The sequence below is a fragment of the Streptomyces sp. NPDC001153 genome (genome assembly GCF_053598315.1).
In genome coordinates, this window is sequence record NZ_JBSFJZ010000059.1 from 24,127 (window position 1) to 48,667 (window position 24,541).

The window sequence follows — 24,541 nt, forward strand, 5'->3', positions numbered from 1 at the left end:
GTTCCCACGGCTCGCCGCTACGGCGTGTTCGGCACCGGCTTCCTGAACATCCGCGTCGCCGTGATCTCGCTGTGCACCGCCTCTCCGGCCTGGGGCTGCTGGGGCAGCCCGGGCCGAAGGTGCTCCTCGACGCTGATGTACTTCAGGCCCGCCCTGAGGTCGGCGTCGTTGCGCAGGCGGATGACCAGCGGGAACTCGGCCAGAGCGGTCGTGTCGAACAGACCGGTGGTGTAGAGCAGCTGCACGCCGAGCGCGTCGGACACGGCCCGCTGCAGCTCCAGCAGGTACGTGGCGTTGGCACGGCCGATCGGGTTGTCCAGGAACAGCGTGCCGGCGTGCCGGTGCTTGTCCCGGCCCCGGTCGTTCGAGCGGAGGGCGGCCATCGTGCAGTACAGGGCGATCGCGGCGGTGAGCAGCTGGCCGCCGGAGAAGACATCGCCCATCTGGCCCACGGGGACGCGCTCGGCGCGCAGCACGGCGTCGGGCTTGAGGATCTCGACGGCCACGCCCTTCGGCTGCAGCGCTGCTGCGACTCCGCGCAGCAGCAGCGACATGCCGTCCCGGCGCAGATCGGAGTTCTTCTTCACGGCCGCTCGTGTGGCGTCGTCGATGACTTCGCCGAGCCGTTCGGTGAGGGTGGCCTGGTCGGGCTCCTCGAAACGGATGCGCAGGAACTCCTGGCCGGACCACTCGCCGAGCCCCTCGGGCAGCCGGGACAGCCGCTGGGCCGACCTCAGCGTGGCGAGAGCCGACTCCACCAGGCCCCTGAGGCGGTCCACGATCGAGTCGCGGTTGCGCTCGAGCTGGGCCAGCTCGTCGGTCAGGACGCGCAGTCGGGGCGCGAACGCGTCCGCCCACTTCTGCGCGTGCTCCGGCAGCGCGGATGCGGGCAGTTCGCGGATCTGCTGCCGGGCGGGGGTGCGGACCTGCTCGTAGCGCGTGGAGTTGGCGTGCCGGACGAGGACATCGCTCGCCTCGCGCACGGCCGCTTCGGCGGCGGACAGATCGGCGGCACAGCCGCGCAGCGAGCGGCGGGCCTCGGCGGCGGAGTGCCGGGCCTCCTCCAGGCTGCCGGGGTACGGCTCCGGCTCCTCCTGCTCCTCCTCGGGGACATGCTCGCGCAGCAGGTCACGGAGCATCGCGGCGATCTCGTCGAAGCCGCCGGCCGCGTCCTCGGCGGCCCGGTGGGTCTCCAGCAGCTCCGCGTGTGCCTCGCGAGCCTCGGCCAGCGCCTCGGCGCGGGCGGCGAGCTCGCCCGTCGCGGTGCGCAGCAGGGCCTGGGCGTGCTCGGCGTCGCGCGGGACGAGCTCCTCGGGCAGCTCGGTGTGCGCCTCGCCGTCCTCGGGGGCGTGCCGTTCGGCCTCGCCGCGCAGCCGGCCGAGCTGCTCGCTCGCGCTGGACATGCGTGTCTCCAGGAGTTGCACGAGCTCCTCGGCACGGGCGGCGGCGGCCTGCCGGGAGGGCCCGTCGGAGCCGTCGGGCGACTGCAGCAGCTGCTCGGCTCGGGTGCGGACCTTGTTGCTGAGCCGGTCGAGTTCGGCGCGGGCGGCGCTCTCGTCGCTCTCCGCGCGGGCCTGCTCGGCACGCAGGTCGGCGCCGACGCCGACCTTCTCGTACACCTGGGAGGCGGCCCGGTAGGCCTCGCGCAGGGCGGGCAGGGACGCCTTGGGGGCGTCCGCGTCCTCGACCGGTACGTCGTCGGGGGCGCCGGCGATCTCGGAGCGCTCGGCGCGCAGGGCTCGTGCGGTGCGGCGGGCGTCGTCGGCGGCGCGCTGGGCGGCGCGGCGGTCCTCGTCGGCGGCGCGGGCGCGCTCCAGGCAGGCCTGGGCCCGGGCCTCGGACTCGGCGGCCTCGTCGGCGAGTTCGCGCAATTTCACCTGCCATCCGGCGCGTTCGCGCAGCCGGTAGGCGAGCCCGGCGAGGGCGTCGGCGGCGCGGCGGGCCTTCTGCGCGGCCTCCTGCCGTTCGTCGCGGACGTGTACGGCCTCGGCGGCGGCTTCGTCGGCCTCCGCGCGCAGGGTGCGGGCCTCGGCCAGCTCGGCCTCGGCCTCCTCGGCGAAGGCGCCGGCGTCCTGGGCGGCCCGGGCCAGTTCGGTGAGGCGTCCGGCCGGGCAGCCGGTGCGCCAGGAGGCGAGCCGGGCGGCCAGTTCGCGGTCCTTGCCGAGGCGGGCGGCGAGCGTGCGGATCTCCTCGTCGCGCTCGGTCGCCCGCGCGCGCAGTGCCTGTCGTTCCTCGTCGGCGGCGTGCTCGTCGTGCATCGCCGGGTTCGGCGGCACGAGGAAGACGTCCCCGGAGGCGGCGCTGTCGGCGGGGGGCGGCGCGAGCAGAGCGGCGGCCGTGCCCACGGCGACGGCGGAGCGGGGCAGCAGGGCGGCGTCGCCGAGCACCTCGCGGGCACGCGCGTGCGTGTCGGGGTCGGTGATGATCACGCCGTCGACCAGTTCCGGACGGGCGGCGAGCACGCGCGCGTGGTCGGCGGGGTCGACGGCCTGGGCGAGATAGCGCCAGCCGGGCAGTGCCGGGATGCCGTGCTCGCCGAGGAACTCCACCGTGGCCAGGACGTCCGGACCCGGCGGCAGGAGTCCGCCGTCACCGAGCGCACCCAGGATCCGGGAGTCGTCGGCGGCGGCGGTGCGCAGCTCGAACAGGTGCCGTTCGGCGGTCGAGACGGCGTCGTCGAGGAGTTCGCGCAACTCGTCGGCGAAGCGGTCGAGTTCCTCGGGGGCGAACGGGCCGCCCTCGGCGGGGACGGCGGAGTCGGCCGTGGATCCCCCGCGTGTGTCGTCGTCCGCCTCCGTCCTCTGGGCGGGCACCCGCGCCCGGCCCTGCGCTCCCGGCAGGCTGAGCAGTTCGGCCAGCCGCTCCTCGGCGGCCAGGGACTCGGCAAGGCGCCGCTCGGCCTCGTAGGAGCGCCCGGCCGCCGTCGCGGCGTCCGCCGCGCGGGCGGCGGTCAGTTCGGCGCGGGACTCGGCGGCGGCCGCCTCGCGCGCGTGCTCGGTGGCCTTGCGGGCGGCCTCGCGGGCCGCGTCCCAGGCGGCGACGGCACTCTTCTCGGCATCGCTGGCGGCGAGCGCGGCCCGCGCCGGGTCGGCGTCCGGGGCGCTGTCGTCGAGCCAGCCCGCGCGGACGGCCTCGGCGGTCTCCTGCTCGACCTCGGCGAGACGCTGGCGCAGATGCCCGGTCTCGCTGCGGGCGCGCTGGGCCTCGGTCGCGGCGGTGGTGGAGTCGCGGTGGGCGGCGTCGCCCACCTCCTGCAGGGCGGCGGAGCGCTCCTCCTCCTCGTTGGCGAGGGCCTCGGCGCTCTCGGCGGCAGCGTGCAGGGCCCGTACGAGGTCCACGGCGGCCTTGGCGCGCGCGGCGAGCGCGGGCGCGGCGTCCCGCTCGGCCTCCTGGATGGCGGCGGACACGCGCGCGACGCGGTCGGCGGCGGCGCGGTGGCGCAGCACGGCCTCCGCGGCCTGCCAGGCGGAGTGCAGGGTCCGGGCGTCGGCGAGTTCGCGTTTCTGCGCGGCGGCGGACTTCTCGGCGGCGGCGAGCGCGAGGGAGGCGTGCCGGTAGGCGAGTTCGGCGGCGATCAGGGCGCTGCGCTCGCGTGCGCCCTCGGAGTGGGTGACGGCGTAGGCGGCGGCCGTGACCCGCTGGGCGAGGTCGGCGGCCCGCACCCGCTCCTGCACGGCCCGCGCGGACAGCCGCCGGGCGAGGCCACGGGTACGGCGCTCGGCGCCGGCGTGGATGTCACGCGCGCGTGAGCGGGCCTCGGCGGCCTCGACGATCCGACCGAGCAGGTCGACGGACCCGGCGGTGAAGTCCCGTTCGGCGATCAGCTCGGCGCGCCGGCCGAGCTTGTTGCCGAAGCCGCCGACGAGGTCGGCGAGGCCGTCGGTGTCGCGGGTGTCGGTGACGGCGCGCAGCAGCAGGTCGGTGAAGTCGGAGTCCTTCTTGACCGCGAAGAGACCGGCCGCCTCGCCCTCGTCGGCGTTCATCTCCCGCTGGTAGCGGAAGAGTTCGGGGTCGAGGCCGAGGTCGCCGAGGTGCTCGATCCAGCGGTCGTGGATCTCCTCCCAGTGCACCTCCAGGTGCGGGTAGGCCTTGCCGGCCTCGGTCAGGGCGTCGCGGAAGCCCTTCATGGTGCGGCGCCGGCCCTGGGCGCCCGAGGTGCCCTCGGCGGGCGGCCGTACGGCGGTGGACTCGGCGACGGGCAGGTTGTCCAGGCTCAGGCCGGGGCCGGGCCGGAAGGAGTACCAGGCCTCGGCGAACTTGCGCGGGTCGTTGGACACCTGCCGGCCGCGCCACTCGCTCACCTTGCCGACGACGACGCACTCGCCGGTCTGCACATGCTGCCACTCCAGCGCCACGTGCCCGCAGTCGTCGGCGAGCAGGAACTTGCGCAGCACGCCGGAGCTGGCGCCGCCCAGGGTGTTGCGGTGGCCCGGGAGCATGACCGAGAAGATCAGCTTGAGCAGGACGGACTTGCCGCCGCCGTTCTCCAGGAAGAGCACGCCGGCGGGCGCCGGCCGGCGCGGCGGGCCGGACGGCTCCTCCTCGAAGAACTCCGCCTGTGTGGGCGCCGGGTCGGGCACGGGCTCGCCGACACCCCGCAGGTCAAGCACGGTGTCGGCGTAGCGCGCACCGGCGGGACCGATGGAGTAGAGGCGGACCCGGGACAGCTCGTACATGGCGGACTCTCGTAAGTCTGGTGAAAAGTGCGGTGGTTCAGGGATCTGCGGGAGCTCGGCGGCCCTCAGGAGTGGAACGGCAGCCCGGCATCGGCCACCAGTTCCAGGTCCTCGGTGTCCTCGGCGGGCAGCAGGCTGGCCGTGCCGTCGGTCACCGGTACGACGCCCAGCTCGAGGAGTTCGGCCATGGCGGCGCTGCCGGCCATGTCGCGGACCTGGAGCTGGTAGCGGGCCGTGGTGCGGTACGTGCCGCCGCCGTCGTCGCCGGTGCGCTGCAGGAAACCCGAGTCGGTGAGGAAGGTGAGGGCCTTGGCGACGATGCCGGTCGTGGAGGCGGCCGGGCGGCGGGCGTCCTTGGTGGCGCCGGTGGCGCTGCGTCTGGCCCAGATCCGCCAGGCGGCCTCGAGGCCGGGCGCGTCGGTCGCGGGGTCGGTGTTCTCGCCCAGTTCCTCGGCCCGCTCCTCCAGGCGCCGGCAGGCCTGCCGTACGAAGGCGTCGACGCCGTTGACGGTGACGCGGCCGATGTAGGTGTCGTCGGCCAGGTCCTCCGGGCGCGGGAACGCCAGTGCGGCGACGGCGAGATGGGCGAGGCCGTGCAGGAAGCGGTCGCCGGAGTCGGCGGCGGTGCGACGCGCGTAGTCGCCCATGCGGACGGCGAACACCGAGTCCTCGGCGGCCGTCACGGCCATGCCCGCGCGCGGGGACACCTCCAGCACCACGAGCCCCAGTCCGGCGGCGACGGCGTCGGCGAGCCGCGCGAACGCCGGGTCCTCGCGGTACCGCCGCAGCAGTTCCGTGTACTCCTGGTCCCGCGCGGGCTGCAGCTTGGGCTGCAGCCCGAACGCGACGAGCCGCGCCGCGTCGGCGGCGTCGGCGGGGGTGACGGCGGCGGGCGCCGACGGTGCCGACGACTCCGCCTCACTCCACTCGACGTGCTCGCTCACGGTTGGGGCTCCTTGTCGCGCTGTCGTTGACTCATGCTGCTTCCGTCCGGTCCGCCGCCATCCCGGCCGCGTCCAGCAGGGCGGTCCCCACGATCAGGTCCGCCCCGCCGAACTCGGGATCGTCCAGCTCCGTCCCGTCGTCCACGGCGAACAGCAGCTTCTCCTCACCCTGCCGGTACGCGGTACCGACAGCCGGACTGGCCGCGTGGACCGCCAACAGGGCCACCAGATAGGCCAGATCGGGGTCACCGGTGCGCCGGGCCTCGGCCACCAGCCCCGACAGCCTGCGCGGCGCGTCGGCCGGCAGGTCCAGCAGCTCCATCGCGGCGGCCAGCTGTTCCTCGCTGAACCGGCTGTCGTCCGGTGTGGCGATCAGGTCGGGCTCGGGCATCTCCGCGCCCAGGTGCTCCCGCTCGACGGGCGGCGTCAGCAGTATCTCGACGAGGTCCGTCACCCGGACGGACACCGGCGTGCGCAATCCCGTGCCGTTGGCGAAGAACGCGTCCGTGACCCGGATCGCCTGCTCCAGGGGCAGGGGCAGGACGGGGGCGAGGAGATGGCCGTACAGGTCAGTCCCGGACGTCGTCGCGGGCGTGGCGAAGGCCTGCCGGTCCTGCTCGGCGCGGAACAGCGGGCCGGCCTCCAGCAGCCGCGACTGGAGCTGGGTGTGCCGCCGGATGCAGTCCTTGACGATGTCGACCAGCTCGGCCGCACGGCGCTTGTGCTCGGGCTCCTCGGTCTCGTCGCGGGCCCTGCGGATGTTGGTGAGGATCGCGTTCTCGTGGCGGTAGCGGTCGGCCACATGGTCGAGGGCCTCGGCGATCATGTCGGGCACGGCGTTGAGCCAGTCGACCGCGCGGACATTGCGCCGGGTGGCCTCCAGGGCTCGGCGCAGGGTCTCCGAGTACTGCACCGTGCGGTAGCGGGCCTGCTCGGCGGCGAGCTGGGCGTCCGCGAGCCGGCCGCGATTGATCAGCACCTCCAGCTTGACCTCGGCGGCGATCTGGGCGCTGGTGACATCGGTGTCCAGGGCGCCGACCAGGACGTTGACCGCCTCGTCCGTCGTGCGCAGGTACACCGTGCCGCCGGGGCCGGGGACCTCCTCGATCAGCTTGAAGTCGTAGTCCCGGCGCACGTACGTGCCGTCCGGCGCGAAGGTGCCGTACACGGCGCGGAAGCCGCGGTCGACGCTGCCGACGTTGATCAGGTTCTCCAGGACCCAGCGGGCCACGCGCTCGTGCTCGGCGGTCGGCCGGTGCGGCGCCTGGGCGGCGATGCGCGGGACGAGCCGGGCCACGATCTGCTCGTGGTCGGCGCCGGTGTCGAAGTCCATGTTGAGCGTGACCAGGTCGATGGCGGCGAGGGCCACCTCGGCCATGCCGTACACCGAGTACTCACCGGCCAGGTTGGCCTTGCGCGCGTCGAGGTCGTGCAGCGGCGCGGTGCAGGCGAGCGCGCGCAGCCGACGCGCCAGCCCCTCGTCGGCGGCCGGACCCGGAGCAGGGCGCGGCCCCGCGCTGAGCTGGGGCGGAACGCTGTCCGTCGATGCAGGCGAAGTCACGGTGCACAGAGTAGGTCCTAGGTCTGACATCGACCCAAACGGCGCGGAGCGGCTCCGCCGGGGGCGGGGTGCCGCGGGTCACGGGGCGACCCGGCGCCGGTACACCTCCACCATCCGCTCCAGTGAATCCGCGAGGTACGTCTCCAGCAGTCGCTCGGCCTCGCGCTTGTCGCCTGCCTGCAGCGCCTGCAGGATGCGGCGGTTGCGGGCGAGGTAGGGCTCGTGCAGCCGGCGCGGGTCGTCGACCACGTGGAAGGCGAGCCGGAGCTCGGCGAAGACGCTGCGCATGAGTTCGTCGGTGCGTTCGCTGCCCGCGAGGGCGACCAGTTCCCGGTGGAAGTGGATGTTGGCGGTGCCCAGCGCCTTCCAGTCGTTCTCCGCCGTCGCCCGCTCTCCTTCGGCGACGGCCGCGGCCACCCCCTCCAGCGGGTACGGCGGCTCGCCGAGCCCGCGCACGACGGCGCACTCGACCAGGGAGCGCATGCGGTAGATGTCCTCGACGTCCTCGACGGTCAGGACCCGCACGAACACCCCGCGGTTGAGCTCGTGGACCAGCAGGCGTTCGTGCGTGAGCAGCCGGAACGCCTCGCGCAATGTGTTGCGGGAGACCCCGAGCGCCCCGCCGATGCCGTCCTCCGACAGCCGGGTGCCGGGCGGGAAGAACCCGTCGGCGATACGGCTCCGGAGGATGTCCGAGACCCGCTCCGCCGTGCTGGTACGCCCCAGGAGCGCACGGTCGTCGGCCAGTGCCGTCAGCTGCTCTGCCATGCCGGGAATTCAATCGCACGGACCGGGACGAAACAACATGGGTATTGAAGGATCGTTGAACGATCCTCTACGGTGCTTCGGGACGGCACTGCTCACGTCCCCGAGGAGCCGGCATGACGCAGACACCGCGTACCGAGGACCTCCCCGTCACCGCGGTCGACCAGCGCGCGCACGCGTGGAGTCCGGAAACCGCCCGGGGCCGCTTCCGGGACGGGCTCGCCGGCCCCACGGCCGGGGTCGCGGCGGGCCACACACAGGCCAACCTGATCTCGGTGCCGGCCGACTGGGCGTACGACATGCTCCTGTTCTGCCAGCGCAATCCCAAGCCGTGCCCGGTGCTGGACGTCACGGACGCCGGCTCCACGTCGACCGTCCTCGCCGAGGGCGCCGACCTGCGCACGGATCTGCCCCGATACCGGGTGTGGCGGGACGGGGAGCTGGTCGAGGAGCCCACCGACGTGCACGTGTACTGGCGGGACGACCTGGTGTCGTTCCTGCTCGGCTGCAGCTTCACCTTCGAGTGGGCGCTGGCCCGGGCGGGCGTGCCGATCCGGCATGTCGAGCAGGGCCGCAACGTGCCCATGTACATCACCACGCGCGCGTGCCGTCCGGCCGGCCGGCTGAGCGGGCCGATGGTGGTGTCCATGCGGCCGGTGCCGGCGGAGCACATCCGCGCCGCGATCCGGGAGAGCAGCCTGTTGCCGGCCGTGCACGGCGGTCCGGTGCACTGCGGGGATCCCGCGGCGCTCGGTATCGAGGATCTGGCTCGCCCCGACTTCGGCGACCCGGTCGCCCCCGCGCCCGGTGACATCCCGGTGTTCTGGGCCTGCGGAGTGACCCCGCAGGCGGCGGTGATGGCCTCCCGTCCCCCGTTCGCCATCACCCACGCCCCGGGCCAGATGTTCCTGACCGACACCCGCGACGAGCAGTACCGGCTGGTCGGCATCGTCTGATGCCCGGCCGGTCGGCGGCGTCGGATGCCCGGCCGGTCGGCGGCGTCGGATGCCCGGCTTGTCGGCGGCGTCCGGCGCCACGGGGCCGGCCCTCACGGAGGCAAGGGGCACCCGTGCGGGAGGAATCGGATGCGAGGCCTGGACCTCAGCACTAACCAGGCCTCCTCGGACAGGCATCCGGTCACCTTCCCGGCCGCCCCACCGACCCGCCGGGCAACTACCCGGTCACCACGGTGGTCCGCGCCGCCTGCGCCCCCGCGGCCGGACAGGCCGAACCCGGCGCCGCGGCCTCGCCGACCGGATCCGCCGCCGCGACCGGGCGGACCGTACCCGCCGTCACGGTCTCGCCGACCGGATTCCCCGCCGTGGCCGCACGCACCGTACCCGCTCCCCTCGCATCGCCGACCGCATTCCCTGCCGAGGCCGCACGCACCGTACCCGCCCCCAGGGCCTCGCCCACCGGATCCGCCGCCCTGGCCGCACGCACCGTACGCGCCGCCATGGCTTCACGGACCGGGCCCGCCGCCCCGGCTTCACGGGACAGGCCCGCCGGCTCCGCTTCACGGGACGTGCCCGCCCGCGCGGGACCAGGGGTTCGCGCCGGATCCGTGCCCGCAGGACGTCGCTGAGCCTCGGCGTCCTGGTCGGTGCGCTCCGTCAGAGCGGCCAAAGCCGCGGACACCGCTGCCGAGGCGCTCAGGTCGAGGCGGGCGCTGGTGCCCCGGGCCCGGTGGTGGAGTTCGTCGGCGGCCAGGTGCAGCAGCTGGGGCAGCAGGTCCTTGCAGCGCCGGGCCACCCAGGCGGTGCCGGCCGTGGCCAGCCACAGCAGGCTCGCCGCGCGCGTGGGCGCGGGGAACTCCGGTTCGGGGAACGGCGGTTGTCCCGTCGCACGGCCCGCCTCGGCGAGCAGGGCGTGGAAGCAGACCGCGAGCTGCCGGTGCCCGCGCTCGCCCGGGTGCAGCCGGTCGGCGCTCCACAGGGTCCGGTCGGTGATCCAGGCGCCGTCCACGGCGTCCAGGTGGACGGCCCCGTACCGCTCGGACAGCGCGTGGACGACCGTGTTGACGGCCCGTTGCCTGCGGGCCAGAGGACGGGCCAGGGCGCTCGGCAGGCCCAGCATCGCGCCGGGGTCGGGCAGGCAGGCGGTGAGGAGGGTGGCGCCCTCGCGGGTGAAGGCGGCGTAGACCTCGTCGAGGCGGGCGGCCACCGCCTGGATGTCGAAGGTGCGACGCAGCGTGTCGTTGACCCCGATCACCACCGACACCAGGTCGGGACGGAGTGCGAGGGCGGCCGGAGTCTGCCGCTCCAGCACGTCGCGGGTCTGCGCGCCGCTGACCGCGAGATTGGTGAACTCCACGGCGTCGGACGTCTCGGCGAGGGAGGGCGCCAGCAGCGCCGCCCAGCCCCGCCAGCCGTCCCCCGCGGGGTCGCCCACGCCCTGGGTGAGCGAGTCCCCGAGGGCGACGAAGCGGACGGCAGTCATGCCACGCCCTCCTGCACGGTGCGGCGGACGCCGGCCGGGCGGAGCACCTTCGCGTCGTGGGCCGCGAGGAACGCCTCCACGGCCGTACCCCAGCCGAAGCACTCCGCACGCGCGCGTGCCGCGTCCCGCCGAGCGCGCTCGCCGCGGTCCAGGAGCAGCTCCACGGCGTCCGCGAACGCCTCGCCGCGGTCGGCTGCGGTCGCCCCGGCGGAACCGATGACCTCGGGCAGCGCGGAGGACGCGCTCGCCACGACGGGCGTGCCGCACGCCATGGCCTCCAGCGCGGCGAGCCCGAAGGTCTCGGCGGGCCCGGGCGCGAGGGCGATGTCCGCGGTGGCCTGGAGGGCGCCGAGCGCGGTCCGGTCGGAGACGTGCCCGAGGAAGGTCACGGGCAGCCCCTGCTCCCGCGCGCGCTCCTCGAGGCGGGCCCTGAGCGGCCCGTCCCCGGCCACCACGAGCACCGCCCGGCGCCCGCGTCGTATGAGCGCGTCCAGGGCGTCCAGGGCGGTGCCGGGGCGCTTCTCGACGGACAGCCGGGAGCACATCACGAGCAGCGCCTCGTCCCCGCGCGCGTGCCGGGTGCGCAGACCCGGGTCGCGCAGGGCGGGGTGGCGTTCCATCAGGTCGACGCCCAGGGGGGCGCGTACGACGTTGCGCGCGCCGATGCGCACGAACTCGCGCTCGGCGAACTCCGTGGTGCACACCACCCGTGAATAGACGTGCGCGGTACGGGTGTTGAGGGCGTCGGCGGCGCGCCGGGAGAGGTGCTCGGGCAGGCCCCAGGTGCGCAGCACCCCGTCGGCGGTCTCGTGGGAGACCATGACGGCGGGCACGCGCGCGCGGCGGGCCCAGCGGCCGGTCCAGCGCAGGGTGGTCCGGTCGGAGACCTCCAGTCGGTCCGGGGCCAGCTCCTCCAGGAGGGCGGCCACGCGGCGCTTGTCGGTGAGGACGCGGTAGCCGCCGGTGCCGGGCAGCAGCGGGCCGGGGAGGGTGATGACCCGGCCCTGTTCGGTGTCGCGGTCGGTGTGCCGTTCGCCGGGCACGACGAGGACGGGTTCGTGCCCCGCCGCCCTGAAGCCCTTGCCCAGCTCCCGCAGGGCGGTGCGCAGGCCGCCGGAGGCCGGGGCGACGAAGTTGGCGAGCCGGACGATGCGCAGGGACTGGCCGGTCATGCCGCCACCGCCGTCTTCCGTGCCGCGAGCACGTCGTCGTAGTGGGCGATCAGCTGGTCACCGACGGCGGCCCAGGTGCGGCCCTCGACCATCGCGCGCGCGGCGGCGCCGAACGCGGTCCGCCGCGCCGGGGCGGCGGCCAGTTCACGGACGGCTTCCCGTACGGCGTCGGCGTCGCGCGGCGGGACCAGGTATCCGGTGCGGCCGTGGGCGACCAGGTCGAGCGGGCCGCCGGCGGCGGGGGCGACGACCGGAACACCGCTGGCCATGGCCTCCTGGACGGTCTGGCAGAAGGTCTCGAAGGGGCCGGTGTGCGCGAACACGTCCAGCGAGGCGAAGATCCGCGCGAGCTCGCCTCCGGTGCGCCGGCCGAGGAAGACGGCGCCGGGCAGGGCCTCGGTGAGGTGGGCGTGGCTGGGCCCGTCGCCGACGACCACGACCTTGACGCCGTCCAGGCCGCAGGCGCCGGCGAGGAGTTCGACGTGCTTCTCGGGGGCGAGTCTGCCGACGTAGCCGACGATCAGCTCGCCGTTCGGGGCGAGTTCGCGGCGCAGCGCCTCGTCCCGCAGATCTGGCCGGAAACGTACGGTGTCCACGCCACGCGGCCACAGCCGGACCCGGGGCACGCCATGCGACTCCAGGTCGCCGAGGGCGGCGCTGGAGGGGGCGAGGGTGCGGTCGGCGGCGGCGTGCACGGAGCGGATCCGCCGCCAGGCGGCCGCCTCGCCGGCGCCCATGTAGGTACGGGCGTAGCCGGCCAGGTCGGTCTGGTAGACGGCGACGGCGGGGATGCCGAGCTTGGCGGCGGCGGCCATGCCGCGCACGCCGATGACGAAGGGGCTGGCGAGATGTACGACGTCAGGCCGGTGTTCCACGAGCGCCGCGGCCAGCCGCCGGCTGGGCAGGGCGACGCGGACCTGGGGGTAGCCGGGGAGCGGGAGGGAGGGGATCCGGACGACCGGGCACGGGGAGTCCGTGTCCCGTCCGCTGCCCGGAGCGGGGGCGGGGGCGACGACGAGCGGATGGTGACCGCGATCTACGAGGTGCCGGGCGGTCTGGAGCGCGCAGTGGGCCACGCCGTTCACATCGGGGGGAAAGGATTCGGTCACGATGACGACACGCATACGGGTGTTGTCGCCGCGCCGGACGTGGCCGCGTCGACTTCGATCTTTCCGCCCGGGGAACGTCCCATGAGCGTTGGGCTGCACACCCGAGCAGGTCAGACGGCCGTCATGACTGCCTGACCTGCGGGACACCCGGTGTTCACACGGCCGGCGGTGGTCCGCCCCCGTGTGTGCGTGCCGGAGGGGGTCAGCCCAGGGCGGCGTCGGGTCCGAAGCGGCTGCGCACCGCCGTCTGTACCTCCGCCTCCTCGGCCGGATCGGCGGCCAGGCGGCGCAGGCGCTCCACGACCCGGGTGTCGCCGGTCTCGGCGTGCCGGGCGGCGAGCTCGCGGGTGGTCTCCTCGCAGTCCCACAGGCATTCGACGGCGAAGCCGGTGGCGAAGGAGGGGTCGGTGGCGGCCAGGGCGCGGGCGGCCCGGCCGCGGAGATGGGAGGAGGCCGTCTCGCGGTAGATGTGACGCAGCACGGGGGCGGCGCAGGCGATGCCCAGGCGTCCGGTGCCGTCGACGAGGGTCCACAGCGTCGGTGCGTCGGGACCCTCGCCTCGTACGGCCTCGCGGAGGGCGCCGAGGACGAGGTCGCGGTCCTGCGCACCGCCGCGGCAGGCGAGCATGCGTCCGGCGGCGGCGCCGAGCGCGTCGGGGCGCTGGGCCCAGCGGCGGGCGCGGTCGACGGCGGCGACGCTGCGCATCCGTTCGAAGGCGTCGACGGCGGCCTCCACGACGACGGTCGTACCGTCGGCGACGGCGGCCTCGATCAGTTCGAGGGCGTCGGGGTCGTTGCTGTCGGCGAGATAGCGCAGCGCGGTGCAGCGGGCGCCGTCGATGCCGGCGCGGGCGGCCTGGACGATCTCCGGCCGGTCCTCGGGGCCGGCCACGGCGACCAGACAGCGGGCGGCCGGGACATGGAGGGCGGCGCCGCGGTCCATGCCCTGCTGGGCCCATTCGAAGACGGCGCGCACGCTCCAGTCCGGCCGGGGGCCGGTGGGCCGCAGCTGGCGCTGCCAGCGGTCGAAACAGCCGGTCTCCTGGGCGGCACGCACGCGCGTGGCGATCGATTCGCGCGGATCCTCGGCCCACAGCCGCCAGGGCCTGGGCTCGAAGGCGTCGCGTACGGCGGCGGCCAGCTCGGCCTCGCCCTCCGGGTCGGTGCCGAAGCGGGCCAGGACAGGCGCGGCGAGGGCGCGCAGGCCCGCGTCGTCGTCCCTGAGGGCCAGCTCGTCCAGGGCCCAGGCCCAGTTGGAGCCGTGGGCGGCGTACCTGCGCAGCAGTTCGAGCGCGTCCAGCCGGCCGTAGGAGGCGAGGTGACCGAGGACGGCCAGGGCGAGGCCGGTGCGGGACTCGTCGGTGTCGAGGACGTCCTCGGACTCGAAGAGGTGCGCCTCGATCGCGTCCAGCTCGCCGTTCAGGTCGAGGAAGAGGCGGGCGTAGTACAGGGAGCGGTTCTCCACCTGCCAGTCGTGGCGGGGATCGCGCAGCACACAGTGGTTCAGGGCCGCAAGCGCTTCCGCGCGGGGGGCGGTGAGCGCGTGCAGCGTGCCGTCGCCGCGGCCCCGCTGGAGCAGGCCGAGCAGCGTACCGCTGGGCGCTATGACCGGATCGAACATGGGAAACAGCCTCACATCAAGCGTCGACGCAACCGGGAAACACGCACTACCTGGCCGCGTGACACAACGTCGGAGCGCCCGCCGTCTCTTGCTTGCTGAAGACCATCTCTCTCTGCCTCTCGTCGGTGGCCCATGCGGACCGCATCACGGCCCGCGCGGTGCGGCAACACCTGCCCAGCCATCGCGTCCGTGAATCACGTCGTCATGATGACCCGGCCGTTTGTGCTGCCGCGACCGTATTTCCGGCGGCCCTTTACCGCCTCCCCCGTTTTCTGTGTCGTACCTGGTCAGGACATGCGCGTCAGTGCGCGCCGAACAATTCCAGGAGTTCCGTCTTGCCGAACATCCGGGCGGTGTCGAGGGCCGACGGGGTCCCCGCGGCCGGGTCGGCTCCGCCCTCGAGGAGCGCCTTGATCACTTCGGTCTCGCCCTTGAAGACGGCGCCCGCGAGCGGGGTCTGGCCCCGGTCGTTGATCTGGTCCGCCGCCCCGCCCCTGGCGAGCAGGGCGCGCACCGCGTCGGCGTGGCCGTGGTAGGCGGCCAGCATCACCAGGGAGTCGCCGCGGTCGTTGGTGAGGTTGGCCGGAACGCCGGCGTCGATGTACGCCACCAGCGCCTCGGTCTGCCCCTGCCGGGCCAGATCGAAGATCTTGGTCGCCAGCTCCACGACCTCGGGGTCGGGGGCTTCACTCATCGGGCGGACCGCCTCTCCTGCGAACTTCGGGGACTTCAGGGAGCGTACGGCAGCGAGAGCGGAACACGGCCGTACGAGTGAATCGCCAGCGTACTGGCTCGCGCGGCACATGACCCGTTGTGCCCGAGGTAAAGATCACCGACAGCCCCCGCCGGAGACAACCGCCCAGCTCAGCCGGGCCGGACAGGACCGTTCTGCCAACTGGGTGAAATCAACCGAATTTCACTCAGTTGCACCTTTAATCGTATGGATACATCCTGTGATCCTGGAAGAACTCATGGTGACTGTCCCCCCTCGACACCAGGAGGCCTCAAATGATCCTCTCCATGTCCGGCGTCTTCATCCTCGGCGTCATCGTCTTCCTGTTCTTCCGCAAGGACGGGCTCAAGGGCTCGCACGCCACGGTCACGGCCCTGTTCGGCTTCTACCTCGCCAACACGGGCATCGCCCCGAGCATCAAGGCCGGCGGCGAGAGCCTGGCGAGCCTCCTGGGCGGCATCAAGTTCTGACCCCGCCCGTCCCGCCCGCACGAACCCCCAGGAGACAGCAGTGGCCCGGCGCCCTCTCCCCCGCATTCTGAGCAAGGACAGCGCCCAGATCGCCCGGACGCAGCTCGCCCGGAGCCGGGAGCTGGCCCGGACGGCGGCCGACAGCGCCACCGACGTCCTCCATCCGCTGATCACCGTCACGCGCGGGCTGCGCCTGCTGGCCTCGGCCGCTCGGCGCAAATGGGCGGACACGCCCCAGGACAGGCGTGGGCCGCTGCTGTTCCTCGTGGCCTGCGTGATCCTGGCCGTGGCACTGGCGCCGTACGGGCCGCTGCTCGCCGTCATCACCGTGATGGCGGCGGCAGCCTGGCAGGGCCGCGACCGCACCCCACCTGCCCCCGAGGGACCCGACGAGGCCCAGACCGCACGGCTGCAGGCCCTCTACCAGGCGCTGGTGCCGTACTTCTCCAGCCCCGAGGACCCGGCGCCGCTGTACGCGCACGGCGGGGAGTGGGAGAAGGCCTTCCCCGCCCACGAGTTCGACGACGCCGGGCGCGTCGGCCATCTCGTGATCCGCTACCCCGCGTACTTCCCGGACGGCGAGCCCGGGGCCCGAACGCGGATCGAGCAGCTGCTCACCGCGAAGGCCGGGCGGGGCCGCGAGTACCGCTTCGCCTGGGACGAGGAGGGCAACCAGCTCACCGTCGCCGTCCTGCCCCCGCTGCCCGCCGACATCCCGGCCCAGCACTTCGTCACCGCGCCCGGCGAGACCGTCCTGGGCTTCACCGACCCCAGCGAGGTGCAGCGCACGCTCCCCCTCTCCTACGGAGAGGAGGAGATCGACGTGCCGCCGGTCGTCTGGCGCACCGGCATCCGCTCCACCGAACCGCATCTGCTGGCCATCGGCCACCCCGGCAGCGGCGTCTCGACACTGCTGCGCTCCATCGCCCTGCAGGCCCTCCGGCACGGCGACGTCCTGATCGCCGACGGCGGCGGCACCGGCGAGTACGCGTGCCTGACCGGCCGGGACGGTGTGCTGGCCGTGGAGTGCGCGCTGCCCGGCGCGCTGGCGAGCCTGGAGTGGGCCGCGCAGGAGACCGAGCGGCGGCTCATCGCCATCAACCTGGCCCGGCAGGCGGGCGATCCGCCACCGGCCGACGCCCGGCGCCCGCTGTGGATCATGCTGGACCGCCCCTGCGTCTTCACCCACCTCGCCGCGGCCGAGGGCCGCACGGACCCGCAGGCGCTGCTCCAGGTGCCGCTGCGGCACGGCCGCGCGGCGAACGTGACCGTTGTGGTGGCCGAGCAGTTCGACAGCGCGGAGGCCCTGAGCGAAGCGGTACGGCAGCACACACGCGCGCGTGTCGTACTCGGGCCCGCTGCGCCCCGGCAGGTGGAGGCGGTACTGGGGGCTCCACCGCACACCACACCGCTGGGACATGTGCCCCCGGGACGGGGTTACGCGCGGCTGGGGGTGGGGCCGGTGCATCGGCTCCAGGTGCCGCGTACGCCGGATCCGTACGACGACGCGACCAGTGACGCCGATCGGCAGGCGGTGCTGGAGCTGCTGCCGGCGCGGGCCACTGCCGTGGGGGCTCGGCCGGCAGAGGCTCCGGAGCCGACGGAGCCCCCGAAGCAGACGGAGCCGGCGGAGCCGACCGATCTGACAAAGCCGGCCGTGCCTGCGGAGGCAGCCGGGTAGCGCCGTGGGGGTTCGGGCCGCCCCCCGGGTGCGGGTCCGCCGAGGGCACGCGCGCACTTCCCCGCGCCCCTTGCTTGCGGGGCGCTTCGTTCTACGCCACGAACGTGCGCGGCGCCTCGCCACCCCCCGTGGCCCCCGTCTCCACCAGTCGCACCGCCGCGGCCAGCCGGACCGCCGCCTCGTCCGCCACCGCTCCCCCGACGGTGAACGGCAGCCGCAGATAGCCCTCGAACGCGCCGTCCACGCCGAAGCGGGGGCCGGAGGGGACGCGGACCCCCGTCCGCTCGCCCGCTTCGGCGAGGCGGGAGCCGGACAGGCCGCCGGCGCGGACCCAGAGGGTCAGACCCCCCTGGGGCAGGTGGAACTCCCACGCCGGCAGCTCGCGCCGGATCGCCGCCACCAGCGCGTCCCGGTTCTCGCGAGCCTGGGCCCGGCGCAGCTCCACCGCCTGTGCCCAGCCTCCCGTGCTGAACAGCCAGTTGACGGCGAGCTGTTCCAGCACCGGCGTACCGAGATCGGCGTACGCCCGCGCGGCGACCAGGCTGCGGATGACGTCCGGAGCCGCCCGCACCCAGCCGATCCGCATGCCCGCCCAGAACGCCTTGCTCGCCGACCCGACCGTGATGACGGTCGAGCCGGCCGGGTCGAAGGCGCAGACCCGGCGCGGCATCCCGCCGTCCGCGAGCTCCTCGTCCAGCCACAGCTCGGTCATCGTCTCGTCGGCGACGAGCACCGTGCCGGCCGAACGCGCCGCGTCCACCAGCCGGCGCCGCTGGTCCTCGTCGGCGAGCGCGCCGGTGGGGTTGTGGAAGTCGGCGACGACGTACGCCAGGCGGGGCGCGGCCTCGCGCAGGACCTGACGCCAGCGGTCCATGTCCCAGCCGGACAGGCCCTCGGCCATCGAGACCGGCACCAGGCGGGCGCCGGCCTCCCGCATCAGCTGCAGGATGTTGGCGTAGGACGGCGACTCGACGGCGATCCGCTCGCCGCGGCCGGCGAAGAGATGACAGATCGCGTCGATGGCGCCCATCGCGCCGGTCGTCACCATGATCTGCTCGGGCATGGTGGGGATCCCGCACGCCGTGTAGCGCTCGGCGATCATCGAGCGCAGCGCGGGCAGGCCGGCCGGGTAGTCGCCGTGCGTGTGGGCGTACGGCGGCAGTTCCTCCAGGGCGCCCTGCACGGCCCGGGTCAGCCATGGCTCGGGAGCCGGGAGCGAGGCGCAGCCGAGGTCGATCATCGAACCCAGGGCCTCGGGCGGCAGGGGTTCGAGGCCACGGGCGGGCAGCGGGTTGCCGGCCGGTACGGCGGTCCAGCTGCCGGCGCCGCGCCGGGACTCCAGGAAGCCCTCGGTGCGCAGCGCCTCGTAGGCGGCCGCCACGGTCGTACGGCTGACGGACAGGGCGAGGGCGAGTTCACGCTCGGCGGGGAGGCGGGCGGCCACCGGTACGCGGCCCTCGAGCACCAGCAGGCGGATGCCGTCGGCGAGGGCGCGGTAGGCGGGCGGGCGGCGGGTGCCGGGACCGGCCGGGCGCTCCTGCTGGGACTTGAGGAGCCGGGCGAGCTGCGCGGCCCCCATCGCTGAGGTCCACTGCGCCATGACGATCAGTCCACCTTCCCCGAATTGGCCATGGATGACGATCCTTCCCAAGCCACAGAGTGACATGCGTCAGGCCACCGCCACCACCCAGGGGGGTATTTCGTGTCCACTCGGCGCCGTCTCGGACGGCGGTTGATCCAGCTGTACGCCGGGCTCGCGCTCTACGGCGCGAGTTCCGCCCTGCTCGTCGAGGCGGGCCTGGGCCTGGAGCCCTGGAACGTGCTGCACCAGGGCCTCGCCGCACTCACCGGGCTGACCATCGGCGTGGTGTCGATCATCGTGGGGGCCGCGGTGCTGCTGCTGTGGATCCCGCTGCGCCAGCGGCCCGGGCTGGGCACCGTCTCGAACGTCTTCGTCATCGGTCTCGCCATGGACGGCACGCTCGCGCTCGTCCCGGACGCCCACTCCCTCGCCGTACGCGTCCCGCTCCTGCTCGCGGGGGTCGTGCTGAACGGCGCGGCGACGGGCCTCTACATCGCGGCACGCTTCGGTCCGGGGCCCCGCGACGGGCTGATGACCGGGCTGCACCGGCGCACCGGCCGCTCGGTCCGGCTGATGCGGACCGGGATCGAGGTCGCGGTGGTGGTCACCGGGTTCCTGCTGGGCGGCACCATCGGCGTCGGCACCGTGCTGTACGCGGCGTCCATCGGACCGCTGGCCCAGTTCTTCCTGCGGGTGTTCGCCGTCCCGGCGGCATCGACCGGCAGCACGGTCGTTGCCGCGGCGACACCGGAAGGGGTGATACTGCGTCCGTGACCCTCACGACACCGCCCAAGCGCCATCCGTACCTCGACCACCCGGGGCCCATACCCTTCGCCCACCGGGGCGGGGCCGCCGACGGGCTGGAGAACACCGTGGCGCAGTTCCGGCGCGCGGTCGAGATGGGCTACCGCTACATCGAGACCGACGTGCACTCCACGGCCGACGGCGTGCTCGTCGCCTTCCACGACTCGACGCTGGACCGGGTCACCGACGGTGCGGGCCGCATCGCGGACCTGCCGTGGCAGGACGTACGGCACGCGCGCGTGGCCGGCCGCGAACCGGTGCCGCTGTTCGAGGAGTTGCTGGAGACCTTCCCCGAGGTCCGCTGGAACGTCGACATCAAGGCGGAGCCCGCCCTGCGCCCCCTGCTGGAGCTGATCGAGCGCACCGGCGCCTGGGACCGGGTCTGCGTGGGCTCGTTCTCCGAGGCGCGCGTGCTGCGCGCCCAGCGGCTGGCCGGGCCGAAGCTGGCCACCTCGTTCGGCACCCGCGGGGTGGTGAGCCTGCGGTTGCGCTCCTGGGGACTGCCGGCGGCCGTGCGCCGGTCCGCCGTCGCCGCGCAGGTGCCCGAGGCCCAGTCGGGGGTCCCGGTGGTCGATCATCGCTTCGTCCGCGCCGCCCACGCGCTCGGGCTGCAGGTGCACGTGTGGACGATCAACGAACCGGAGCGGATGCACCGGCTCCTGGACCTGGGAGTCGATGGCATCATGACCGATCACATCGACACGTTGCGCAAGGTCATGGAGGAACGCGGCGTCTGGGTCTGAGCACCCGGCCGCCCGGCCCGAGCCTTCGCACTGGGGCAGTTGAGCGGAAAAGCGAGGGCACGGGTGAGCACGGACACCGTGCGGACGGACGCGGCGGACGACGCCGCAGGCCTCCGGCGCGAGCAGCGCGGCTGGTACTTCTACGACTGGGCCTGCTCGGTCTATTCGACGAGCGTGGTGACGGTCTTTCTCGGGCCGTACCTCACCGCGGTCGCCAAGCGGGCCGCGGACGCCGACGGCTATGTGCATCCGCTGGGCGTACCGGTCCGGGCGGGCTCCTTCTTCGCCTACACGGTGTCCCTGTCGGTGATCCTCGCCGTCGTGGTCATGCCGATCGTGGGCAGTGCGGCCGACCGAACCGGCCGCAAGAAGCCGCTGCTCGCGGCGGCGGCGTACACCGGGGCCGCCGCGACCACGGGCATGTTCTTCCTGGACGGCGACCGGTATCTGCTCGGCGGGGCGCTGCTGGTGGTGGCCAACGCGGCGCAGTCCGTCGGGATGATGCTCTACAACTCCTACCTGCCGCAGATCGCCCCGCCCGAGGAGCGCGACGCGGTCTCCTCCCGGGGCTGGGCCTTCGGCTACGCGGCGGGTTCCACGGTCCTCGTCGCCAACCTGGTCCTGTACTCGGCGCACGACTCCTTCGGTCTGACCGAGACGGCCGCGGTCCGCGTCTGCCTGGCCTCGGCCGGCCTGTGGTGGGGTGCCTTCACACTCATACCCCTGCGCAGGCTGCGTGACCGGCACGCGCGCGTGGAGCGCGCCTCGGCACCCGGCCTCAGCCAGCTGGCCGCGACGGTCCGGGACATGCGCCGGCACCCGCTGACGCTCGCGTTCCTGCTGGCGTACCTCATCTACAACGACGGCATCCAGACGGTGATCACCCAGGCCTCCGTCTACGGCTCGCAGGAACTGGGACTCTCCCAGTCGACGCTCATCGCGGCCGTGCTGCTGGTGCAGGTGCTGGCCGTGGCCGGGGCGCTGGCGATGGGGCGGCTGGCGCGGACCTACGGCGCCCAGCGGACGATCCTCGGCTCGCTGGTGGCATGGACGGTGACCCTGGCCGCCGGTTACTTCCTGCCCGCGAAGGCGCCGGTGTTCTTCTTCGTGCTGGCCGCCGGGATCGGCCTCGTCCTCGGCGGCAGCCAGGCGCTGTCCCGGTCGCTGTTCTCCCATCTCGTGCCGCCCGGCAAGGAGGCCGAGTACTTCTCGGCCTACGAGTTGAGCGACCGCGGGATGAGCTGGCTCGGGCCGCTGCTGTTCGGCGTGACCTACCAGCTGACCGGAAGCTACCGGTCCGCGATCATCTCGCTGGTGGCCTTCTTCGCCATCGGGTTCGTGCTGCTGGCGCGCGTCCCGGTGCGGCGGGCGATCAGCGAGGCGGGCAACCCCGTTCCGCAGAAGATTTAGCACCGATTTAGCACTCGGCGCGAAAGGGCGGTAGTGTACGCCTTTGGCCTGCCAGGCGTACCGTTACTGCGCGTCAAAGATGCCGAAACGCTGGGTGACATCTGCTATCAGATGTGACAAACCGGGCGCCGGTGGGTAGAACAAGGGGCGGCTACGACGGCGACGCATGACCCGGAACGGGACACGGAACGGGAATCTTTACCGCCGACCGGACGTTGACCGGATGACGACGACAGCGACACCTGTCCTGTGGGCGACAAGCCCGGGAGGCACGATTCATGAGTGAGCGAGCTCTTCGCGGTACGCGCCTCGTGGTGACCAGCTACGAGACGGACCGCGGTATCGACCTGGCCCCGCGCCAGGCCGTGGAGTACGCATGTGAGAAGGGGCACCGCTTCGAGATGCCCTTCTCCGTCGAGGCGGAGATCCCGCCGGAGTGGGAGTGCAAGGTCTGCGGAGCCCAGGCACTCCTCGTCGACGGCGACGGCCCTGAGGAAAAGAAGGCCAAGCCCGCGCGTACCCACTGGGACATGCTGATGGAGCGGCGCACCCGTGAGGAACTCGAAGAGGTCCTCGAGGAGCGTCTGGCGGTTCTGCGCTCAGGGGCGATGAACATCGCGGTTCACCCTCGGGACAGCCGCAAGTCGGCCTAGTCCCTGCGGCTGGACGGAGACACAGCGCACACGAAACCGCGGGCGCCGTACACGATGCACGTACGGCGCCCGCGGTTTCGCATGTCCGGGGGCGTGCTCAGCGGGACAGCGGCGGACGCTGCTGCTCGCCCGGCTCGGGCCGGTCCTCACGGATGACCTCGCCCTGCACCACCCTGCCGTCGGGACGGTGGATGCGGGCCTGCTGGAAGGCGTCGCCGAGGCTGCCCGGGGCCGCCGTGCGCAGCCTCTTGTCCAGGGCGTTCTCCGCATAGCGGCTCACGGCCTGCTGCACCGGCGGGAGCAGCAGGAGCAGGCCCGCCACGTCGGAGAGCAGACCCGGGATGATCAGCAGCAGGCCGCCGAGCATCATCAGGCCGTTGCCACCGCCGCGCTCCGGTGAACCGCCCCGCTGCAGCGCCTCGTTCAGGCTCTGGAAGGCACGGCGGCCGGCCCGCTTGATGACCACGGAACCGGCCACGAGGCCCGCGACGAGCAGCAGGAACACGGCGAACCCCCCGGCCGCTCCCGCGACCAGGGTCAGCAGCCAGATCTCCAGCACCAGCCAGGCCGCGACCCCCAGCGGCAGATACCTGCGCAGCCGGGAGCGCCGGGGCCGGGTGGTGTACGGAGAGGTCGGAGCGCCAGTCGTCATGCCCCCAGTGTGCCTGGCGGCTGCTCAGAGCGGGATAAGGGGGTCTTCACCCGGGGCCGACCGGGACCACTTGGCCCGCCGGCGACTACTTGGCCCGCCGGCGACTACTTGGCCCGCCGGTGACTACTTGGCCCGCCGGTGACTACTTGGCCCGCTTGTTCCTGCCGGTGAGCTTGGCGACCCGCTCCCCCGCGCCCCAGGCGGTGACCCGCCACAGCGCCTCGATGAGGATGTCCTTGCTCATCTTGGAGTCGCCGAGTTCGCGCTCGACGAAGGTGATCGGAACCTCGACCACGTGGTAGCCGGCCTTGACCGCGCGGCGTGCCAGGTCGACCTGGAAGCAGTAACCCTGCGAGGCGACCTCGTCCAGGCCCAGCCCCTCCAGCGTCTCGCGGCGGAACGCGCGGTAGCCGCCGGTGATGTCGCGCAGCGGCAGGCCGAGGGCGAGCCGGGAGTAGAGGCTGCCGCCACGGGAGATGAACTCACGCGACTTGGGCCAGTTCACCACGCGGCCGCCGGGCACCCAGCGGGAGCCGAGCACCAGGTCGGCGCTCTTGAGGGCGGTGAGCAGCCTGGGCAGCTCCTCGGGCTGGTGGGAGCCGTCGGCGTCCATCTCGATCAGCACGCCGTAGCCGTGCTCCAGACCCCAGCGGAAGCCCGCGAGGTAGGCGGCGCCCAGGCCTTCCTTGCCCTTGCGGTGCATCACCTGGACGTTCTCGTCCTCGGCGGCCAGCTCGTCGGCGAGCTTGCCGGTGCCATCGGGGCTGTTGTCGTCCGCGATCAGCACGTGCGCCTCGGGGACGGCCTTGCGTACCCGGCCGACGATCGTCTTGATGTTCTCCGCCTCGTTGTAGGTCGGAATGATCACCAAGGCCGTGCCGAGCGGACCGAACTGCCTCCCCTGAGCCGTGGCCAGGGTCCCGTCGCCGTCGTTCACTGCTGCCCCTTCTTGGTCGTACGCAGGCGTCCACCATAGTGGCCACCGCCTGGTAAGACATGCCGGCTGCGTCCTTTGGTGGTGTCGATTCCACAAGAGTGGGGTAAGAATGTGTTTTTGGCACCTCCACGGCACGCCGGGGCCGCTCGCCCACCACGGCGGATGGGGGCCCGGCGCCCTTCGGGCCGACCTGGGACCCGCTGGCTGCGGATCGACCGAAAGCCGTTGTCTACTGAGCGCACGGGCCCCACCCGGGTCACACCTTGCCGGGCCGGAACGTTCCCTCGGCGGCGCGGGCGCTGAGCCTGGCTCCCAGCGACGGTGCCCCGGTGCGGCACACCGTCCCTGACCCAGCGGCGCTGAGACGAGTTGCGGGAACGCTCCCCGGTCAGGCGTCCGGTGGTGGACTCGGCCGAACCTACCGGCCCCCGGCCGTCGACTGTCAACAGCCCCCTGGCCTGCGACGACGCCCCGAACCGTGCGGTCTTCGGGGAGGATGCGCAGGTCGGGCGGTGGGGGGGGGGGCGGCCGGCGGCGGCCCCCCCCCCCCCCCGGACACAAACCCCCCCGCCCACAGACCCCACCCCAC

18 protein-coding genes and 1 pseudogene are annotated in these 24,541 nt (G+C 73.7%); 7 read left to right on the forward strand and 12 right to left on the reverse strand.

The genetic code is table 11. The annotated features are described in order from the left end of the window. Nucleotides 1-17: 17 nt before the first annotated feature. The 4 genes from ACWDEN_RS42055 to ACWDEN_RS42070 form a co-directional block, all read right to left on the reverse strand. A complete protein-coding gene (locus ACWDEN_RS42055) occupies nucleotides 18-4,676 on the reverse strand; it encodes a hypothetical protein (RefSeq protein WP_450863216.1) in 4,659 nt (1,552 codons plus the stop codon). Nucleotides 4,677-4,741: 65 nt separating this feature from the next. After that, nucleotides 4,742-5,620, reverse strand: coding sequence for a hypothetical protein (locus tag ACWDEN_RS42060; RefSeq protein WP_351609147.1), 879 nt, complete (start codon nucleotides 5,618-5,620; stop codon nucleotides 4,742-4,744). Nucleotides 5,621-5,651: 31 nt separating this feature from the next. Continuing rightward, nucleotides 5,652-7,181 (reverse strand): hypothetical protein, encoded by a 1,530-nt coding sequence (locus ACWDEN_RS42065; RefSeq protein WP_351609150.1) that lies wholly within the window; start codon nucleotides 7,179-7,181, stop codon nucleotides 5,652-5,654. Between the two features lie 78 nt (nucleotides 7,182-7,259). After that, the gene (locus tag ACWDEN_RS42070) at nucleotides 7,260-7,949 is read right to left on the reverse strand and encodes a GntR family transcriptional regulator (RefSeq protein ID WP_351609152.1); all 690 of its coding nucleotides are present in this window, start codon (nucleotides 7,947-7,949) and stop codon (nucleotides 7,260-7,262) included. A 113-nt stretch (nucleotides 7,950-8,062) separates the two neighbouring features. Here ACWDEN_RS42070 and ACWDEN_RS42075 point away from each other — a divergent pair, with 113 nt between their 5' ends. Continuing rightward, nucleotides 8,063-8,902, forward strand: coding sequence for a putative hydro-lyase (locus ACWDEN_RS42075; protein WP_351609154.1), 840 nt, complete (start codon nucleotides 8,063-8,065; stop codon nucleotides 8,900-8,902). A 640-nt stretch (nucleotides 8,903-9,542) separates the two neighbouring features. Here the strand turns inward: ACWDEN_RS42075 and ACWDEN_RS42080 are convergent. The 5 genes and pseudogenes from ACWDEN_RS42080 to ACWDEN_RS42100 all read right to left on the reverse strand — a co-directional run. Continuing rightward, nucleotides 9,543-10,385, reverse strand: a pseudogene (locus tag ACWDEN_RS42080) (SGNH/GDSL hydrolase family protein); the annotation flags it as partial. After that, the gene (locus ACWDEN_RS42085; protein ID WP_351609156.1) at nucleotides 10,382-11,557 is read right to left on the reverse strand and encodes a glycosyltransferase; all 1,176 of its coding nucleotides are present in this window, start codon (nucleotides 11,555-11,557) and stop codon (nucleotides 10,382-10,384) included. The gene ACWDEN_RS42085 and the pseudogene ACWDEN_RS42080, both read right to left, overlap by 4 nt. Beyond that, nucleotides 11,554-12,681, reverse strand: coding sequence for a glycosyltransferase family 4 protein (locus tag ACWDEN_RS42090; protein ID WP_351609159.1), 1,128 nt, complete (start codon nucleotides 12,679-12,681; stop codon nucleotides 11,554-11,556). The genes ACWDEN_RS42085 and ACWDEN_RS42090 overlap by 4 nt, the downstream gene beginning before the upstream one ends. Before the next feature lie 187 nt (nucleotides 12,682-12,868). Continuing rightward, the gene (locus ACWDEN_RS42095) at nucleotides 12,869-14,287 is read right to left on the reverse strand and encodes a HEAT repeat domain-containing protein (protein ID WP_351609161.1); all 1,419 of its coding nucleotides are present in this window, start codon (nucleotides 14,285-14,287) and stop codon (nucleotides 12,869-12,871) included. Between the two features lie 301 nt (nucleotides 14,288-14,588). Next, on the reverse strand, nucleotides 14,589-14,981 hold the full coding sequence (locus ACWDEN_RS42100) for an ankyrin repeat domain-containing protein (protein WP_351609164.1): 393 nt from the start codon (nucleotides 14,979-14,981) through the stop codon (nucleotides 14,589-14,591). Between the two features lie 314 nt (nucleotides 14,982-15,295). Between ACWDEN_RS42100 and ACWDEN_RS42105 the strand changes: the two genes are divergently transcribed. Together ACWDEN_RS42105 and ACWDEN_RS42110 are read left to right on the forward strand one after the other, a co-directional pair. Then, a complete protein-coding gene (locus ACWDEN_RS42105) occupies nucleotides 15,296-15,490 on the forward strand; it encodes a hypothetical protein (RefSeq protein ID WP_228619019.1) in 195 nt (64 codons plus the stop codon). A gap of 40 nt (nucleotides 15,491-15,530) precedes the next feature. Continuing rightward, a complete protein-coding gene (locus ACWDEN_RS42110) occupies nucleotides 15,531-17,171 on the forward strand; it encodes a hypothetical protein (protein ID WP_450863220.1) in 1,641 nt (546 codons plus the stop codon). 91 nt (nucleotides 17,172-17,262) lie between these two features. Here ACWDEN_RS42110 and ACWDEN_RS42115 read toward each other — a convergent pair whose 3' ends face one another. Further along, a complete protein-coding gene (locus ACWDEN_RS42115) occupies nucleotides 17,263-18,771 on the reverse strand; it encodes an SCO1417 family MocR-like transcription factor (protein ID WP_450863222.1) in 1,509 nt (502 codons plus the stop codon). Between the two features lie 102 nt (nucleotides 18,772-18,873). Here ACWDEN_RS42115 and yczE point away from each other — a divergent pair, with 102 nt between their 5' ends. From yczE to ACWDEN_RS42135, 4 genes are all read left to right on the forward strand, one after another. Further along, nucleotides 18,874-19,527, forward strand: a complete 654-nt coding sequence (gene yczE / locus ACWDEN_RS42120; protein WP_351609172.1) for a membrane protein YczE — start codon at nucleotides 18,874-18,876, stop codon at nucleotides 19,525-19,527. Beyond that, nucleotides 19,524-20,300 (forward strand): glycerophosphodiester phosphodiesterase, encoded by a 777-nt coding sequence (locus ACWDEN_RS42125; protein WP_351609175.1) that lies wholly within the window; start codon nucleotides 19,524-19,526, stop codon nucleotides 20,298-20,300. Before yczE ends, ACWDEN_RS42125 begins: the two co-directional genes overlap by 4 nt. A gap of 63 nt (nucleotides 20,301-20,363) precedes the next feature. After that, a complete protein-coding gene (locus ACWDEN_RS42130) occupies nucleotides 20,364-21,710 on the forward strand; it encodes an MFS transporter (RefSeq protein WP_351609177.1) in 1,347 nt (448 codons plus the stop codon). Nucleotides 21,711-21,988: 278 nt separating this feature from the next. Next, the gene (locus ACWDEN_RS42135) at nucleotides 21,989-22,363 is read left to right on the forward strand and encodes an RNA polymerase-binding protein RbpA (RefSeq protein ID WP_003977404.1); all 375 of its coding nucleotides are present in this window, start codon (nucleotides 21,989-21,991) and stop codon (nucleotides 22,361-22,363) included. 97 nt (nucleotides 22,364-22,460) lie between these two features. Here ACWDEN_RS42135 and fxsA read toward each other — a convergent pair whose 3' ends face one another. Continuing rightward, a complete protein-coding gene (fxsA, locus tag ACWDEN_RS42140) occupies nucleotides 22,461-23,015 on the reverse strand; it encodes an FxsA family membrane protein (RefSeq protein ID WP_351609180.1) in 555 nt (184 codons plus the stop codon). Between the two features lie 142 nt (nucleotides 23,016-23,157). Further along, nucleotides 23,158-23,952 (reverse strand): polyprenol monophosphomannose synthase, encoded by a 795-nt coding sequence (locus ACWDEN_RS42145; RefSeq protein ID WP_351609182.1) that lies wholly within the window; start codon nucleotides 23,950-23,952, stop codon nucleotides 23,158-23,160. Between the last annotated feature and the right edge of the window lie 589 nt (nucleotides 23,953-24,541).